At 71.4% G+C, this 16,913-nt stretch carries 8 protein-coding genes; 1 reads left to right on the top strand and 7 read right to left on the bottom strand.

What is annotated here, in order from left to right:
- Positions 1-49 precede the first annotated feature (49 nt).
- A complete protein-coding gene (locus AB0F91_RS38700) occupies positions 50-892 on the top strand; it encodes a VOC family protein (RefSeq protein WP_360606007.1) in 843 nt (280 codons plus the stop codon).
- Between the two features lie 8 nt (positions 893-900).
- Here AB0F91_RS38700 and AB0F91_RS38705 read toward each other — a convergent pair whose 3' ends face one another.
- From AB0F91_RS38705 to AB0F91_RS38735, 7 genes are all read right to left on the bottom strand, one after another.
- A complete protein-coding gene (locus tag AB0F91_RS38705) occupies positions 901-2,598 on the bottom strand; it encodes an FAD-dependent oxidoreductase (RefSeq protein ID WP_360606009.1) in 1,698 nt (565 codons plus the stop codon).
- Between the two features lie 57 nt (positions 2,599-2,655).
- On the bottom strand, positions 2,656-4,011 hold the full coding sequence (locus AB0F91_RS38710) for a carboxylesterase family protein (protein WP_360606011.1): 1,356 nt from the start codon (positions 4,009-4,011) through the stop codon (positions 2,656-2,658).
- Between the two features lie 172 nt (positions 4,012-4,183).
- Complete coding sequence (locus AB0F91_RS38715; protein WP_360606013.1) at positions 4,184-6,934, bottom strand: alkaline phosphatase family protein; 2,751 nt, start codon at positions 6,932-6,934, stop codon at positions 4,184-4,186.
- Between the two features lie 22 nt (positions 6,935-6,956).
- Positions 6,957-8,300, bottom strand: coding sequence for an ABC transporter permease (locus tag AB0F91_RS38720; protein WP_360606015.1), 1,344 nt, complete (start codon positions 8,298-8,300; stop codon positions 6,957-6,959).
- Positions 8,297-9,250, bottom strand: a complete 954-nt coding sequence (locus AB0F91_RS38725) for an ATP-binding cassette domain-containing protein (RefSeq protein WP_360606017.1) — start codon at positions 9,248-9,250, stop codon at positions 8,297-8,299. The genes AB0F91_RS38720 and AB0F91_RS38725 overlap by 4 nt, the downstream gene beginning before the upstream one ends.
- Before the next feature lie 1,504 nt (positions 9,251-10,754).
- The gene (def, locus tag AB0F91_RS38730; RefSeq protein ID WP_360606019.1) at positions 10,755-11,255 is read right to left on the bottom strand and encodes a peptide deformylase; all 501 of its coding nucleotides are present in this window, start codon (positions 11,253-11,255) and stop codon (positions 10,755-10,757) included.
- A gap of 817 nt (positions 11,256-12,072) precedes the next feature.
- Entirely contained in the window at positions 12,073-16,749 is a 4,677-nt protein-coding gene (locus AB0F91_RS38735) for an ATP-dependent helicase (RefSeq protein WP_360606027.1), read from the bottom strand.
- Positions 16,750-16,913: the final 164 nt, after the last annotated feature.

The raw sequence follows: 16,913 nt of genomic DNA on the forward strand, positions 1-16,913 counted from the left end.
TGGGGAAGCTTCCCCGGTTCCTGTCGGTGGCCCCCGGTACCTTCGGCCCATGACGACGCCGCCGTCCGCCCTCACTGTCGACGCCGCGCAGCCCCAGGAGCTGGCCCGCTTCTGGGCCGGGCTGCTCGGGTGGCACCTCGCCACACCGGCCGAATTTGCCGGCGGTCCGGACGCTGCGGCGGTGCGGCCGGGCCGTTCGGTCGGCGGGTTGGCTTACGCCGCCGGGGAGGAGCGGCTGCTCGGCCTCGACGAAGCGCCTGCCTCGCCCGGTGCGGCTGTCGGTGCGGGGCTGGGCAGGTTCACGAGGCAAGAGGCGCCGAGCGTCGCTGCGCCCGTGGTGCGGCCGCCTGCTGAAGACGGATGCGAGTTCGACCTCGTGTTCGTCGCCGAGGCGGAACCCAAGGGGCACAAGAATCGCCTGCACCTCGATCTCGCGAGCCGCACGCCGGAGCACCAGCGCGAGGTGGTGGAGTGCGCCTCGGCGTTGGGGGCGCGGCACCTGAACCTTGGCCAGGGCGACGTTCCGTGGGTGGTGCTCGCCGACCCCCAGGACAACGAGTTCTGCGTCCTCGAACCGCGCCCGGAGTACGCCGGGGCGGGGGCGCTCGCCGCGCTGGTCGTCGACACGAACGAACCCGCGCGGCTGGCCGGGTTCTGGTCTGTGCTCACCGGCTGGCCGGTGAGCACCGATCAGAACCCCCAGACCGTCGGCCTGCGCAGCCCGTCCGGCCGTGGCCCGGCGATCGAGTTCGTGCGTTCCACCAACGCCAAGCAAGGCAGGAACCGCCTACGACTCGAACTGGCCGCCGACCCCGGTGCGGATCCGTTGTCCCCCACACAGGATCCCGAGGGCAACGAGTTCTGCGTCCGAACTCGCCCCGAACCCGCCTGAAAGAGCCCTCACCGCCCGACGGTCTCAGCCGGTTCCTGTGGACGCCCCCGCGGCCGCAACGCCTCGGCCGCGAACATCCGGTGGAGCAGCTGGATCGCGACCGAACCCTCTCCCACCGCCGACGCCACCCGCTTCACCGAACCGTGCCGGACGTCGCCCGCCGCGAACACGCCGGGCAGGCTCGTCTCCAGGGGCAACGGGTCCCGCGAGAGCGGCCAGGCGCGGAGATCGGAACCCGTCATGATGAAACCGCGGTCGTCGCGCTCGACCTCCGGGGGCAGCCAGCCGGTGTGCGGGTGCGCCCCGATCATGACGAACAGCCCGTCGGCGCCCACGGTCTCTTCGCGTTCGGTCAGCCGGTCGCGAAGCACGAGGTGCTCCAGCCACCCGTTGCCCCCTCCGCCGACGATCTCGGTGGCGAGCCGCACCCGCAGCCGTGGGGTGGCCTCGATCTCCCGGGCCAGGTAGTGCGACATGCCCGCACCCAGCGCCCGGCCGCGGACCAGGAGCGTGACCTGCTTGGCGTACCGCGCCAGATACAACGCGGCCTGGCCGGCCGAGTTCCCGCCCCCGACGACGTAGACCTCGCGGTCGGCGACGCCGGGCGCCTCGGAAGCCGGACCGCCGTAGTAGACGCCGGCGCCGTTCAACGCCTCGAGGGCCGGTACGCCCAGCCGGTGGTAGGTGGCGCCCAACGCGAGCAGCACCGCGCGGGACCGCACCCGGGTGCCGTTGGACAGCGTGATCGACAGCTCGTCGTCGCGCCGCAACTCGGCCGCCCGCTGCATGAACACGAACTTCGCCCCGAACACCCACGACTGGTCGTACGCCTGCTGTGCGAGCCGGCGGCCGCTGACGCCCCGGGGGAAACCGAGGTAGTTGCGGATCAGCGAACTGGACGTCGCCTGGCCCCCGAGCCCGCCCTCGTCGACGACCAGAGTGCCGAACCCTTCCGACGCGCCGTACATGGCCGCCGACAACCCGGACGGGCCGGCTCCGACGATCACCAGGTCGAACTCCATGCGGTCCGGGTTGACCGGGGCGCCCGAGGCCACGGCGATGTCGGCGTCGGTGGGGTTGCGCAGGACCGTGCCGTCGGGGAAGACGACGATCGGGAGCTCGCCCGGGCCGGCCTTCGCGATGCGGGCGCGTCCTTCGCTCGAGTCGGCCAGGGAGAACGAGTGCGGGATCGCGCACCGCCCGAGGACCTCCCGCAGCCGGTATGCCCGGCCGGACCAGGAGTCGCCGACCACGTGGATCGTGTAGGGCGACGTGCGCCGCAGCTCGGCCCATTCGAGCAGCAGGTTCGAGATCGCGTGGTGGAAGACCTCGTCCGGCGCGGCCAGCGGCCTGAGCACGTAGTGGTCGATGTGCCCGCGCGCGATCGCGTCGAAGATCGCCTCGCCCGTCGCGCGGTTCCCCCATTCGCCCCAGGCGATCAGCAGCCCACGCTTCGCGTGCGGGTGCAGCCGGCGCGCCTGGCCCAGCACTTCGCCACCCGTCGTGCCGGAAAGCCATTGACCGGCCAGTACGAGCGCGACGTCTGCCCCATCCGCGGCGAGTTGTTCCAGTAGCGCCAACGCTTCCTGCGCCGAAGAAAGGCTCACGATGCGGTAGTGGCGCGCGTAGCGCTCGCGCAGTTCCCGTTCGACGTCACGCAGCGCATCCGCGTTCTCGTCGACGGCGAGAAGCACGGCGCCGGACATGCACCCGACAGTAACCGCGATCCACACCCGCGCGAACGCATGGTTTTTCAGAACCGGTCAGGCCCGGAACACGAACACCCCGCCGTCCTCGCCGTGCCGCGGCCAACCCGGGTCACCGGTCGCCGCGAACGCGACCCACGCCGCCTGCACCCGATCCGCGAGCTCTCGCGGCGGCATCGGTCCCTCGAGCGCCGACAACCCCAGGTTGCCGAACACGAACCCCAGCTCCAGCCCGTGCGCCGCACCCACCCCGGGCAGCGGCGAGGGCCACGCGAACTCGTACACGAAAGCAGACCGCGCCCGAGCGATCTCCGCGACCGGACGGCGGAACAGGGCGTCGGTCAGCACGTCGGCATAGAGCTCGACCGGCGTGATCGCTTCAGGAGCGGCTTCCACCGCGAGACCCAGGCGCCCCAGCAACTCCCGCACCTCCGAATGCGAGACGCCGTCCGGTAGCGACGCGCCGGCCAGCGCCAGCAGCTCGTCGGCGTTGGTGCCGATCAAGAGATCCACCCCGCCGCCGCGCACGACCACGTCGAACGGCGGTTCGGCCAGCACCTCCCCGTCCACCACCGGCAGGAACGGCTGCGCGGCGGCCACGGTCGTCGCACCCCAGCGCGCGGGGTCGAGGTCGGCCGTGAGGTCCGTGACGGTCGCCGTCGACAGCGCGGCGAGCTTCTCCGGCGAGACGCGCGCCAACCCCGCCACCGTCGGCTCCACGCCGGCCGCGCGCGCGATCTCCCCCGTGACCAGAAGCGCGTCGGACGCGGACAGCGCGGCTCGCGCGTTGGCGCTCTGCACGATCGCCCGCCGGAACAGGCCGCGGTCCATCGCCACGTGCGCCAGCGTCGCGCCCGCGCCCGCCGACGTCCCGAACAACGTCACCGTGTCCGGATCCCCGCCGAACGCCGCGATCCCGGAGCGCACCCACTCCAGCGCCGCGACCTGGTCGAGCAGCGCGCGGTTCGCGACCGCGTCCGGCAGCAGCGCGAACCCTTCCGCACCGAGCCGGAAGTTCACCGACACGAACACGACCCCGCGCCGCGCGAAGGCCGCGCCGTCGTGGATCGGCATCGCCGACGAACCGGTGACGTTCGAGCCGCCGTGCAGCCACACCAGCACCGGCAGCCCCGCCGCGTGCGGGTCGGGCGTCCACACGTTGAGGTTGAGGCAGCCCGGCCCCTCGACCACCGGCTCCGCCAGGAAGGACCCCGGGAGCGGCACCGAAGGCGCGGTCGGCCCGAACTCGAGCGCGTCACGCACGCCGTCCCACGCCTCGGGCGGGCGCGGCGCCCGGAATCGCGCCTCGCCGGACGGCGCGGCCGCGTACGGGATGCCGAGGAACCGCGTGACGCCTTCGCGCACACTGCCCCGCACCCGGCCGTACGGGGTGGCGACGACGGGATCAGTCATGCCCCCACCATTACCAGGGCCGGGCACCCGAGCAGGCGCACCTGCCCGAATCACCAGGGATTCCTGTCCCGAACGGACGAGGCCCCTGACCGGCGGTGAAGCCGGCCAGGGGCCCCTGAGAACTCAGCCCGCCAGAACAATCAACCGGGCCGACAATCAGCCGTGCGGAAAATCAGCCGTCCGAATCAGCCGACGGGATGTAGGCACCCGGCACCTGGTCCGGCGAGAAGACCTTCTGGTCGCCGGGGTACGGGGTCTTGAACCCGTGCGTCTGGTACCACGCGAAGCGGTTCATCTGCTCGGGGTTGGCGTAGTCCGCCGTGGCGTTCGGACCGGTGAAGCGCTGGTTCTGCTGCCACTGCGTCCACTGAGCCGCGACCTGCTTCTTGTCCGCCGGCACCGTGGTGTCGGGCTGGACCGAGGCGAACTGCGGAGCCACCACGTCCGGACCGCACGACGGCTGCGTCGCGAGGCCGCTCGTGAGCGACGTGCGGTTGGCCACCGCGTTGTACGGCGTGAAATCCGGCTTGGCCTGGAACGCACTCGCCATCGGCGTGGCCGCGCTGTCCTTCTGGTTCATCGGCTGGATGCCGAGGATCTGCTCGATCGTACGGATCATCGTGATCTGCGAGTAGTACGTGCTGTCCACGGCACCGTGCTGGGCGTACGGGCTGATGATCTGAACCGGCGCCCGGTGTCCGTCGACGTGGTCCAGACCGGCCTGGGAGTCGTCCTCGACCACGAAGATCGCGGAGTCCTTCCAGTACTGGCTGTGCGAGATCTCGTCGACGATCTTGCCCACCGCGAGGTCGTTGTCCGCCACCTGCGCGGCGGCATTGGCCGGACCACCGGTGTGGTCACTGGAGAGCCAGAACATGTTCAGGTTGGCGGGACCGTTCTTCTCGAAGTCCTGCTTCCAGATCTGCTCCCGGTAGACGTCCGGCACGCTGGTGTCGAACTTCGGGAAGCCGTGCACCGACACGTCGTTGAGCGACGGGATCGGCGACGACGACACGAGCGGGTAGGCGCTGGGCTCCCCGGTCGCGGCCATGTTCTTGCTGTCGCAGTACAGGTTCTGCCACGACGCGCCGGCCGGCTTGGTCAGGAACTGCTGGAACTCGCCGAAGTCACGGACGGTGTTGCCCGCGGCCTCCGCGCCCGACCACAGCGTGCCGGAGGCCTGGTGGCCCAGCACGTCGTCCTCGGTGTCATAGCTGCGCAGGTACTCGCCGGCCGAGGACTCGGTGTACTCCGGGTCGTCGGCCTGCATGAGCCAGTTGTGGCCCTCCGCGGAGTTCGTGCCGATGTCGTACGTGTTGTCGTACAACCCGAACTGCTGCGCCAGCGCGTGCTGGTTCGGCGTCACGTTCTCGCCGAACTGCGCGAGCGCCGCGTCGCCGTTGCCCTGCGGCATGTCCCCGAGGACCTGGTCGTAGGTCCGGTTCTCCTTGACCAGCAGGAACACGTGCTTGATGGTCGAGGGGTCGCCGAGGCGCTGCGGAACCGGAACGGCCTTCTTGTTGCGGTTGCCGTTCGCCACCTGGACCGAGTTGGCCGTCCAGCCGTTCTGCTTGAACACCTTTGGCGTGTACGACTTGATCGTCCGGTCGTCGGGCAGCTGGAAGCGCTGCACGCTGGCCGTCGTGTCGTGCGTGGCGTGCCCGGCGGCCGTGGTGGGGCGCTGGGCGTCGATGCCGCGGGTGTTGGAGACGACGATGTCCTTGCCCACCGTGGCGATCGCGGTCGGGAAGTAGTCCGTCGGCAGCAGGCCCACGTAGCTGGCCGGGTCCTTCGCGCCCGAGTACTTGTAGACGGCGATCGCGTTGGCGCGGCCGAGCGTCACCAGCAGGTGCCCGTCCTGGGTGAGGGTGATGCCGTCGGGCTCGTACCCGACCGTCGCCTCGGGCCACGGCTGGGTCGCGATGGTCTGAGTGACTTTGTCCTTGGCCGAGTCGATCACCGATACGTTGTTGCTGGAAGTGTTCGCGACGAACACCGTGCCGTTGTTCGCGTATACCGCGGTCGGGTGGAGCCCGACGTTGATGGTCGCCACCGCGGCGGCCGGCGTCGCGGTGTTGATCACTGAAACCGTGCCGGTGGTGGAGGCACCCGTGAACGGGTCGGCCGGCACCTGGGTGTTGTACGAGTTGATCGTCGTCTCGCCCGGGAGCGGCATGCGGCCGCCCTCGTTGCTGACGTAGAGCTTCTTACCCACCAGCACGAGGTCACGCGGGGCGATGCCGGTGTTCCAGCTCTGCTGCACGACGCCCGTCGACGCGTTGATCGCGACGACGCGGTTCTGGCCGTTCACCGCTGCGTAAACGACTGCACCGTCGGGCGAGAACACGGCCTGGGCGACCAGGGCGTGCTTGGGCCCGTCGGCGGGGATCTTGATGGTGACGGGGTTGGCGAGCGAGCCGTCGGCGTTCACCGTGAACTTGGTGTAGCCGTCGGTCCGGGCAAGCCACAGGAACTTGCCGTCGGGGGAGTACGACGGGCCTTCCTGACCGACGTCGTTGCCGGTGATCTTGAGGTTCGCGCTCGCCGAGGTGCCGATGAGCTGCTGGACCTTGTAGGTCTTCAGGTCCACGATCGTCAGATCGATGTTGCCGTCGGTCGTCAGGGCGGCGAGATGCGTGCCGTCCGGGCTGATCGACGAGGCCATGATCTTGCCGCTGTTGACGACGAGCCGGTCACCGATCGGGGCGAGGTACTGGTCGCTGGAGACGACCATCCCGTCCTTGGTTTCCTGGCCGACGTGCTGAGTGCCGAACTCTTGCGTCGAAGCGGTACCGATGCCGGTGCCGGTCACGACGAGCGCGAGAGTGGCGGTACCGGCGGTGACCAGGCGGACCTTACGCGATCTGCCTGCCGAACCGGTACCGGATCTCTCGCCACGCCTGCGGCGGCGTGTTACCTGCATTGAGTTTTCCCTTCGTGGTGGGTCACAGCAGTTCGACGTTGCCGTCGAACTGCCACATCGGGTTGGGTTGGTCCCCGATCGGGGTCCGCACCTGGAAGTAGCCGTTCACTTCCTTCGGCCCGTCGCCGTCGGCGACGAACCGCCCGTCGGAGGTGACGTCGAGCTGGTAGATGGCCTGACCAGTCGCTGCGACGCCGGGGAGATGCCAGGAGACGACGCACCGCCAGTCGTTGCCCGGGCCTTCCTGGGCGACCATGCCGCCGCCCTTCGTGCAGTCGGACGTGGCACCGAGCTGCGCTTCGGTGACGGCGGGGCGGTGCAGCTCGTCGGTCTGCAACCGGTAGAGGTGGGCGAACGCCGTGGAAAGCGACTGCTGCACCTTCTCCTTCGTGACGCCGGACCCCAGCGACGGCGTCGCGACGGCGAGGACCGCGAAGGCCACCACGATGAGCCCGGCCAGCGGCAGCGCGCCGACGGTGGTGGTGCGGCGCGTCGAGCCGTCGTAGTGGAGGTTGGTGAAATCGCGGCGCAGGAAGAGGAAGTAGGCGAGCGCGGTCGCCCCGATCGTCCACACGAGACAGACGGCGACGCTGATCAGCACCGGGCCGAGCTGTGCGGGGCTCGTGAACAGCCCTTCCCACGAGATGAACGCGTACGTCGGCAGCGCGAAGCGGAGGGCGACAGGCAGCGGCAGCAGCTGCGCGACCGCCATGGCGAGCGCGACGACGGCGGGCAGCAGCAGGCCCATCGGCGACCGGCCCAGCGCGACGGAGCCGAGCAGCCCGACCGCGGCCAGCGCCAGCGTTGGGGCAAGCGCGACCACCCAGGCGAGCAGCACCGTGCCGGCCGCGGCACCGGGCGAGAGGAGGTGCCCGTCGAGCCCGACCAGCTGCTCGTTGCCGACGCCGACGACGCCACCGACGGCGCTGGACACGGCCATCCCGGCCACCAGCACGAAGATCACGGTGAGGCTGGCCAGCGCCTTCGCCGCGAAGATCCGCCGGTACGACCGGACGGCCACGAGCAGGTGGCGCCACGTGCCGAGCCGGTCCTCGGAGGCGAACACGTCACCGGCGACGACCGACGTGAGCAGCGGCAGCGCGTAGCTGCCCGCGAAGCCGAGCATCACGAGCGGGCCGGCCCAGCCGGTGGCATTCATCCAGCGGCCGAACAGGGTGTCGACGGGCAGGTCGCTCTGCTGGCTCACGGCGCCGACGAACAGGGCCGGGGCGATCCAGCAGGCGAGCACCAGGAGGCGGATGCGCCACTGGGAGACGAGCTTGACGAGCTCGAAGCGGTAGCCCCGCCCCACCGAAGCGGGACGAGTGGTGACGGGCGCCGGCGGGGCGTCCAGCGTTGCGGTCATCGGTCGGACTCCTGCTCGGGCTGCTCGGTGAGGGCGAGGAACGCGGCTTCGAGGGGCGATACCACGGGGGCGAGTTCGCGCACCGCGACGCCGTCGCGCACCAGGCGCACCACGAGTTCGTCGAGGGCGGGCACGAGCGTGCGCACCACGAGCACCCCGGTGTCCTTCCATGCCGGGGAGCCGGGCTCGGCCACGAGCTTGATGCCGGGGGTGTCCTGCGCGATCCGGTGGGCGGTGTCGGCGTCGGACGTGATCAGGCGGTAGTCGAGCTCCTGGCTCTCCGCCGAGAGTTTGCCGAGGGGACCGGTGAAGACGACACGGCCCGTGGCGATGATGGTGACCTCGGAGCAGAGCGCCTCGAGGTCGTCCATGCGGTGGCTGGAGAGCACGACCGACGCGCCTTCGGCCGCGAGTCGCGTGAGGACCCCGTGCACGTGCTTCTTGCCGGCGGGGTCGAGGCCGTTGGCGGGCTCGTCGAGCACCAGCAGCCGAGGACGGGTGAGCAGGGCGGCGGCGAGGCCGAGCCGTTGGCGCATGCCGAGGGAGAAGCCGCGCACGCGGTCGTCGGCCACGTCGGTCAGCCCGACCTGCGCGAGCGCGTCGTCGATGTCGGCGGTGCGCCTGTCGCCGCCGCGCAGGGCGGCCAGCGCGGCGAGGTTCTTGCGCGCCGTGAGCGAGGGGTAGAGGCCGGGGCCGTCGACGAACCCGGCGACGCCGCCGGGAGCATCCAGGGTCCGCCCGACGGGCGAGTCGAGGATCTCCAGGCGGCCCTCGTCCGCGACGGCGAGGCCCAGCAGCAGGCCCAGCAGTGTGGTTTTGCCCGCACCGTTCGGCCCGGCCACTCCGTGGATCTGCCCCTGTGCGACATCGAGATCGATCTCGTCGAGCGCGACGACTTCGCCGAAACTTTTGGTGATTCCCCGAGCCCGGACTGCCAGAGGTGTGTCCATGGTCCCTTTGCTTTCGTCGTGAAACGTGCGTCAGGAACTTAGGGACGGTAAATTAATCTCGAACCGGGGCCGGGTGAACGATCGGGGAACGGGGACCGGACGAAACAAGTCGTACTCGTGGATTGTCCGAGTTAAATCGTGATCTTGCCTTGAGTTAACTGTCACCTTGCATTGCGGGGCCCGACAGGACGCGCGCGTCGTCGCTGTCGACCTTGCGGCGGCCGGGTTCGGCGAGGGCGTGGAGTCGAACCAGCCGGCCAGAAATTGCCGGACGTCGTCATGGAGAAGTGCTCGGTGGAGTATTCCGTGACTGGCCCTGTGAAAGCTCCGGTGTTGGTCCATTTGTTGCGATGGTCAATCCGCCAAAGGGAGTAGAGCGGCCCTTCGCCGAGATGGCCCAGAATTGCACAACCCCGTGCGCGTCACGCGGATCCAGTTCGAAGACAGAAAAATCGCCTTCGAACAACACTTCGTCACAGGGCGCACGCTCGGCGAATCGGAGCCTTGCGGAAGGGTGTCGCGATCTCCGGGGCCGCGGCGGTTGTCGCGACGGTGCTGCCGGGCGGGGATCGCGAGCGCGCCCCGGCGTCTCGCGGGTGCTCAGCGCGTACTTCCTGGCCAAAACCGGGAACAACCCGAAGCAACGATGGCGCAGGTCAACTACCTCGACGCGCTGACCGGCGAGAACCTGGCCGTCTTGGCAGTCGCTGCCCGGCCTCTTCGTGAAGAACATGCCGGTCCGCCGACGGAAGTCCTACGCCACACGCATCCTCGGCGACGACCGCAGCGCCATCGTCTTCTTCTCCCATACTCGCAGCCTGGACGCGCCCGGTGAGATTTGTGCCGCCGGCGTGGTCACCCTGCAGGGCGGCAAGATCGCGCGCTGGGTCGCCTACTGGGACGGCCGGCACGTCGGCCGTGGATTTCCAGGAGGCGACCGTCAGCGAGACGGCCGCCCCCGTAATGCGGTGCGGGCGACGGCTCCGCAGCAGTTCTTCGCGGAGGACGCGGTGTTCGAGGACATCACGGCAAACCTGTACGTTGTGGGCCCGGTCGCGATCCCGCGGTTCCTGACTTCGGCGCGTGACCGGCTCCCGTACGCCGGCCCGGGCTCGGCCGAGCGCCACACCCCGGGCCGCGCGGTCGGCGGCGGGTACGAGTGGACCTCTCGCGGTCCCGTTCCCCACGGTGTCACCGGGCTCGAACTCGACGCGCGCGGCCTGACCACCCGCGCCACGCCATCTGGGACGGCTCATCGCCGACGACGCGACGCTCGCCGAGCCGGCGCAGAGGACGGTCGAGCGCTGATGAAGGCGGGAGCCCGGATTGTGCCGCTGAGGTTTGCCGGCGGGAAGAGGCGGGTTCGGCGTAGTTCGGCGAACCCGCGCGTGATCAGGCGTGAGCGGTGGTCCAGGTGTCCACGGTGCGGAAGTCTAGGGTGCGGGCGATCTATTGGCTCTACGGAAAACGTTTCCGCAGAGGCGAATTCTTTTCGCCGAGGTGCTCAGCGGTTCCAGAACCAGTCCTTGCCCCGCGCCTGCTTGAGCGCCTGCTTCTTGCGCTCGGGCGTCAGCCGGTCCAGGTAGAGCATGCCGTCCAGGTGGTCGGTCTCGTGCTGCAGGCACTGCGCCAGCACGTCGACCCCCTCGACCTCGATCGGCTCGTTGCGCAGGTCGACGCCCCGCACCACCGCGTGCTTGGCGCGAACGGTGGGGAACCACAGCTCCGGCACCGACAGGCAGCCCTCGTCGATCTCGTGCGTTTCCTCCGACAGCGAGACGATCTCGGGGTTGATCACGTATCCCGTCAAGCCGCCCACGTCGTAGCTGAACACCCGCAGCCCGACCCCGATCTGCGGCGCCGCCAGCCCCGCGCGCCCGTCCGGCTTCACCGAGTCCATGAGATCCGTGACCAGCGCCTCGACCTTCTTGTCGAAGGTCGTCACAGGATCGCAGATCGTCTTGAGCACCGGGTCCCCGAAGTAGCGCAGAGCGCGCATCGCCATGATCGAACGTCCTTTTCCCGCCGAGTATCCGGACGAAGTCTAATGACCACCGGGCCCGCCCCCGTTCGGGACCCGCGCTGGTCAGCCCCTCAGCACGGGCCCGCCGACGGCTGCGGCCGCTCTGCGGCGACACGGCCGGCACGCGGGGGCTCCTCGGTGGCGGCCTGTGCCCGCGCCACGCGTGTCGGCCCTGCCGCAGTCGCTCCGGCGTCGGCCGACGTCTGCGCAGTGGTCAGGCTTGCCACGGCGGCCGCTTCATCGCCGGCCCGCCTCTGCGGAACTCTGCCAGGTAGCCGCGGGTTCCCCGGTGTGGGCGAGTGCTTGCGGTGCCTGGACCCGCCGCCGCAGGTTCTTCGGTGCCGATCGAACCGCGCCTGGCCGGGCTCGCGGTCGTGAGGACTTCGGCTTCGCCGTTGCTCGCGGAACTCGGCGGTGCGGTGGTAGGTGTTCGGTGTCGCGGCTTCTTGCTATGACTGCCGAGCGTGCGGCCGTCTTGGCACCCGTCCGGACCCGCGGGCGCTCAGGCGCGCAATCGCGCGGGTGGGTGTGGCCGTTGGTCGCGGTACCCGCGGTACCCAGCGGTGCGGTGGTAGGCCTTCGGTGTCGCGGCTTCTTGTCCGCGGCCGCCAGGCGCGTTTGCTGTGGATCCGGTGTCCGTCCGGGCCCGGGGGGTGCTCAGGCGCGCAATCGCGCGGCTGGGTGTGGCCGTTGCTCGCGGAACTCGGCGTTGCGGTGGTAGGCGTTCGGTGTCGCGGCTTTCCTGCGGCCGCCAGGCGCGTTTGCTGTGGATCCGGCGTCCGTCCGAGCCCGGGGGCACTCAGGCGCGCAACCGCAGCCCCTTCGGTGTCGCCCGGAAGCCGGCTTCCCTGAGGATGTCGGCGAGTTCGGAGGTGAGGGCTTGTTCGCCGTCGGCGCGTTGGACGGCCAGCTGGCCCAGCCAGCCCTCGCGGACGGCGGTGGAGAGGCCCGCCGCCGCGGCTTGGAGGGGGGCGCGGTCCTCGGTGAAGCTCAGCAGCGAGCGGCCGCCGCGTTCCACGTAGAGGACGGGTACGCCGTCGACGAGTACCGCGAGCGCGCCCGCCTTGCGCGCCGGGCGGTGTTTCGTGTCGCCGGTGGCGGCGGGCCAGGGCAGGGCCGCGCCGTAGGGCTGGGCCGGGTCGGCGGCGGCGAGCACCACCGCACGGTCGCCGCCCGCTCGCGCGGGGGAGCCGGACCAGCCCTCCGTGCCGGGCGCGGGACCGGACAAGGCGCGCAGCCGGTCGACCGCGCCCTTCGCCGCGAACTGTGCCGCGCCGAGGCCCTCCACCACGTAGCCGCGCACGACCTGGCCCGAGTCCTCCATGCCGCGCAACACCTTGTAGATCCCCGAAAACCCGCCCGTGACCCGTTCGGTGTCCAGTGCACCGCGAGTGAGCACGCCGTGTCGTTCGAGGAACGCCTCGGTGCGCGCGTGGGCGCGGCGCGTCGGCTCGGTCTCCCGGGCCGGTGTGAGAGCCCAGCGGCCCGCGACCGTCGGCGGTCCCGTGCGCGACGGCATCGCCGGGCGGCCCGCCCGCAGCCGCGCATACCGGCCGCGCGGCGCCTGCCGCCGCGGTTTGTGCGCGCCGTGGCCCGCGACCTGCGCGCGCAGCGGCGCCAGTGTGTCGCCCGTGACCAGACCGGCCCACACCAGATCCCACAGCGCGCCCGCGATGTCGCCATCGTTCGGCGGCGACTCCAGCTGCGGCGAAACCCGGTCCACCAGCTGCCGGAAGAACAGCGCGCCACCCTCCAACGTGGACAGCAGAGCCTCGTGCACCGGACTCGACGGCGCGTTCTCCTCGACCTCCGGCAACAGCAGGTCGGCCACGTCCGTCGGGGCCAGCGCCAGCCACCCGTCCCCACCGGACAGCGCGCCGCAGCCCGCCCACGTAACCTCACCGGCCGCGGTCAGCTCGTCGAGCAGCGCAGGCGAGTAGCCCGGCAGCCGGCTCGGCAGGATCAGCGACTCCACAGCACTCGCCGGCAGCGGCGCGCCGGCCAGCTGTTCGACCACCGACAGCACGTCGTCGGCAGTCGGCGCCGAACGCACCCGTGCGCCGATTCCGTGCCACGACGGCAGGAACCGGCCCAGCGCCGCGGGCTCCACGGGTTCGACCTCCGCCCGCAGCTTTGCCAGCGACGCCCGCCGCAGCCGGCGCAGCACCGCGGCGTCGCAGTATTCGAGCCCCACGCCGTGGGTGTCCGGGTGCCCGACCGGGCTCAGCTCACCGCGAACCAGCCGGCCCTGCCCGGTCATCCGCTCCAGCACACCCGTGACCACGGCCGGCCCGAGCCCGAACCGCGCGGCCGCCGCCGAAGCCGGGAACGGCGCGCGGATCCGCGCGTACCGCCCGAGCAGGTCGCCCAGCGGATCCTCCACCGGTTCCGTGAACGCCTCGGGCACCCCCACCGGCAACGCGACCCCCAGCGCGTCGCGCACGCGCCCGGCGTCCTCGATCGCCAGGTACCGCTCCTCGCCGGCGATCCGCACCCGGATCGCCCGCCGCGCGGCTTCCAGTTCTTCCAGCCACTCGGGCTGGATACCACGCTCCAAAGCCTCCACAGTGGACAGATCGCCGAGGAACCGCAGCAGGTCGGCCGCGTCCTCTGCCGAACGCGCGTGCCGATCGGGATCCAGCCGCTGCAGCGACCGCTCCACCTCGCGCACGGCGTCGGGATCCAGCAGCTCCCGGATCGCCTCTGTGCCGAGCAGTTCGGCCAGCAGCCCCGAATCCAGCGACAACGCGGCCGCCCGCCGCTCGGCGAGCGGCGCGTCGGTCTCGTACAGGAACATCCCGACGTAACCGAACAGCAGGCTCCGCGCGAACGGCGACGCCGCCGGCGTCTCCACCTCCACCAGCCGCACCCGGCGCGCGCGGACGTCGGCCATCAGCTCCCGCAGCCCGCCCACGTCGTAGACGTCCTGCAGGATCTCCCGCATCGCCTCCAGCACCACCGGGAACCGCTCGTACTTCGCCGCAACCGACAGCAGCTGCGACGCCCGCTGCCGCTGCTGCCACAACGGCGTCCGGCGCCGCGGGTCGCGCCGCGGCAGCAGCAGCGACCGCGCCGCGCACTCGCGGAACCGCGCGGCGAACACCGCCGACCCGCCGACCTCCGCCACGATCAGCTGCTCGACCTCCTCCGGGTCCAGCAGCACGTCCTCGGCGCCGATGGTGACCTCCCCGCCTTCGGCGTCGAGCGCGTCGGGCAGCCGCAGCACGATGCCGTCGTCGGAGTGCGCCACCTGCGCGTCGACACCCCGGTTCTCCCGCAGCCGCGCGGCGATCGCCAGCGCCCACGGCGCGTTGACCTGTGCCCCGAACGGCGAGTGCACCACGATCCGCCAGTCGCCCAGCTCGTCGCGGTAGCGCTCCAGCAGGATCGTCCGGTCGTTCGGCACGTGCCGCGTCGCCGACTTCTGCTCCTCCAGGTACGCCAGCAGGTTGTCGCACGCCCGCTGGTCGAGCCCCGCCGCCGCGGCCCGGCCCCGTGCCGCCACGCTGTCCGAAGTGGACAGTTCCCGCACGAACGCGCCCAGCGCCCGCCCCAGCTCCAGTGGCCGCCCCGCCGCGTCGCCCTTCCAGAACGGCATCCGCGCGGGCTCGCCCGGCGCCGGCACCACGATCACGCGGTCGTGGGTGATGTCCGTGATCCGCCACGACGACGTGCCCAGCAGGATGGTGTCGCCGACCCGCGACTCGTACACCATTTCCTCGTCGAACTCGCCGACGCGCGAGCCGGGTTTGTCGTCGGCCCCCGGCGTCATCACCGTGAACAGCCCGCGGTCGGGGATCGTGCCGCCCGACGTGACCGCGAGCCGCTGCGAACCCGGCCGCCCGTGCAGCTCACCGGTCACGCGGTCCCACGTGATCCGCGCCCGCAGCTCGCCGAACTCCTCGCTCGGGTACCGCCCCGCCAGCATGTCGAGCACCGCGTGCAACGCGTCGTCGGGCAACGCGGAGAACGGCGCCGCCCGGCGCACCAGCGCCGCGATCTGCGGCACCGTCCACGATTCGAGCGCCACCATCGCCACCACGTGCTGCGCCAGCACATCGAGCGGGTTGCGCGGGTATCGCACGGCCTCGATCGCGCCCGCGGCCATCCGCTCGGCGACCACCGCGCAGGACACGAGGTCGCCGCGGAACTTCGGGAACATCACCCCCGACGACACGGCCCCCACCTGGTGCCCGGCGCGCCCGACGCGCTGCAGCCCCGACGCGACCGTCGGCGGCGCCTCGATCTGCACCACGAGGTCGACCGCGCCCATGTCGATGCCCAGCTCCAGCGACGACGTCGCCACCACGCACGGCAGCCGCCCGGACTTGAGCTCCTCCTCCACGTGGGTGCGCTGCTCCCGCGACATCGACCCGTGGTGCGCCCGCGCGATCGTCGGCGCCGCACCGGTCGTGAGGCCGGACTGCCCGATCGCCTCGGCCGGGAACGCGTCGCCGGCCCGCAGCTCGGTCTGTTCGGCCGCCAGCTCGTTGAGCCGCGCCGTGAGCCGCTCGGTGAGCCGCCGCGAGTTGGCGAACACGATCGTCGACCGGTGCGCCTGGATCAGCTCCAGCACCCGCTCCTCGACCGCGGGCCAGATCGACGGCCGCTTCACCTCGGCGCCCGCGATCTCCTCCTGCGTGCCGATGCCGCCTTCGGAAGGCAGCTGCGACAACGACGTGAGGTTTTCCAGCCGCTCCATCGGCGACGGTGCCGGCCCGTCGAGGTTCGCCATGTCTTCCACCGGCACCTCGACACGGACTTCGATGGTCTTCGCGAGCTTCGGCTGCACCACCGTGACCGGCCGCCCGCCGGCGAGGAAGGAGCTCACCTCGTCGACCGGCCGCACCGTGGCCGACAACCCGATCCGCTGCGCGGGCTTCGCCAGCAGCGCGTCGAGCCTCTCCAGCGACACCGCCAGGTGCGCGCCCCGTTTGCCGCCCGCCACGGCGTGGACCTCGTCGACGATCACCGTCTCCACGCCCGCCAGCGACTCCCGCGCCGACGACGTGAGGATGAGGAACAGCGATTCCGGCGTGGTCACCAGCACGTCGGGTGGGGTCTTGCCGAACGACCGGCGTTCGGCCGCCGTGGTGTCGCCGGTGCGCATGCCGACCTCGATCTCCGGCACCGGCAGCCCCAGCCGCCGCGACGCCTGCGAGATCCCGGCGAGCGGCGCGCGCAGGTTGCGCTGCACGTCGACCGCCAGCGCCTTCAGCGGCGAGACGTAGAGGATCCGGCAGCGCTTGCGCGGCTCCGCCGGCGATGGCTCCACCGACAGCCGATCGAGTGCCCACAGGAACGCGGACAGCGTCTTGCCGGACCCGGTGGGCGCCACCACCAGGGCGTGCTGCCCTGCGTGCGCGGCCCGCCAGGCCCCTTCCTGCGCCGCGGTCGGCGCGGCGAACGCCCCCTCGAACCACGTGCGGGTCGCGGGGGAGAAGAGGTCGAGGACGTCTGCTGCCACGTCCTCCATGATGCGCGGCACCCCCGACAGTTTCCGGCGCGGCCGCCTCCGGTCCGCTCAGAGCGAACGGCTGTGTCGTTGGCCCCGGCTTCGCCGGGGCGGGCGAGATCGCCGTTGAGCCGGCTTCACGGTGTGGGGGGGGGGGAGACGCCCGCCCGTCCGACCCCCCCCCC

Origin of the sequence: Amycolatopsis sp. NPDC023774 (assembly GCF_040639695.1) — a bacterium.
Taxonomy (GTDB): Bacteria; Actinomycetota; Actinomycetes; order Mycobacteriales; family Pseudonocardiaceae; genus Amycolatopsis.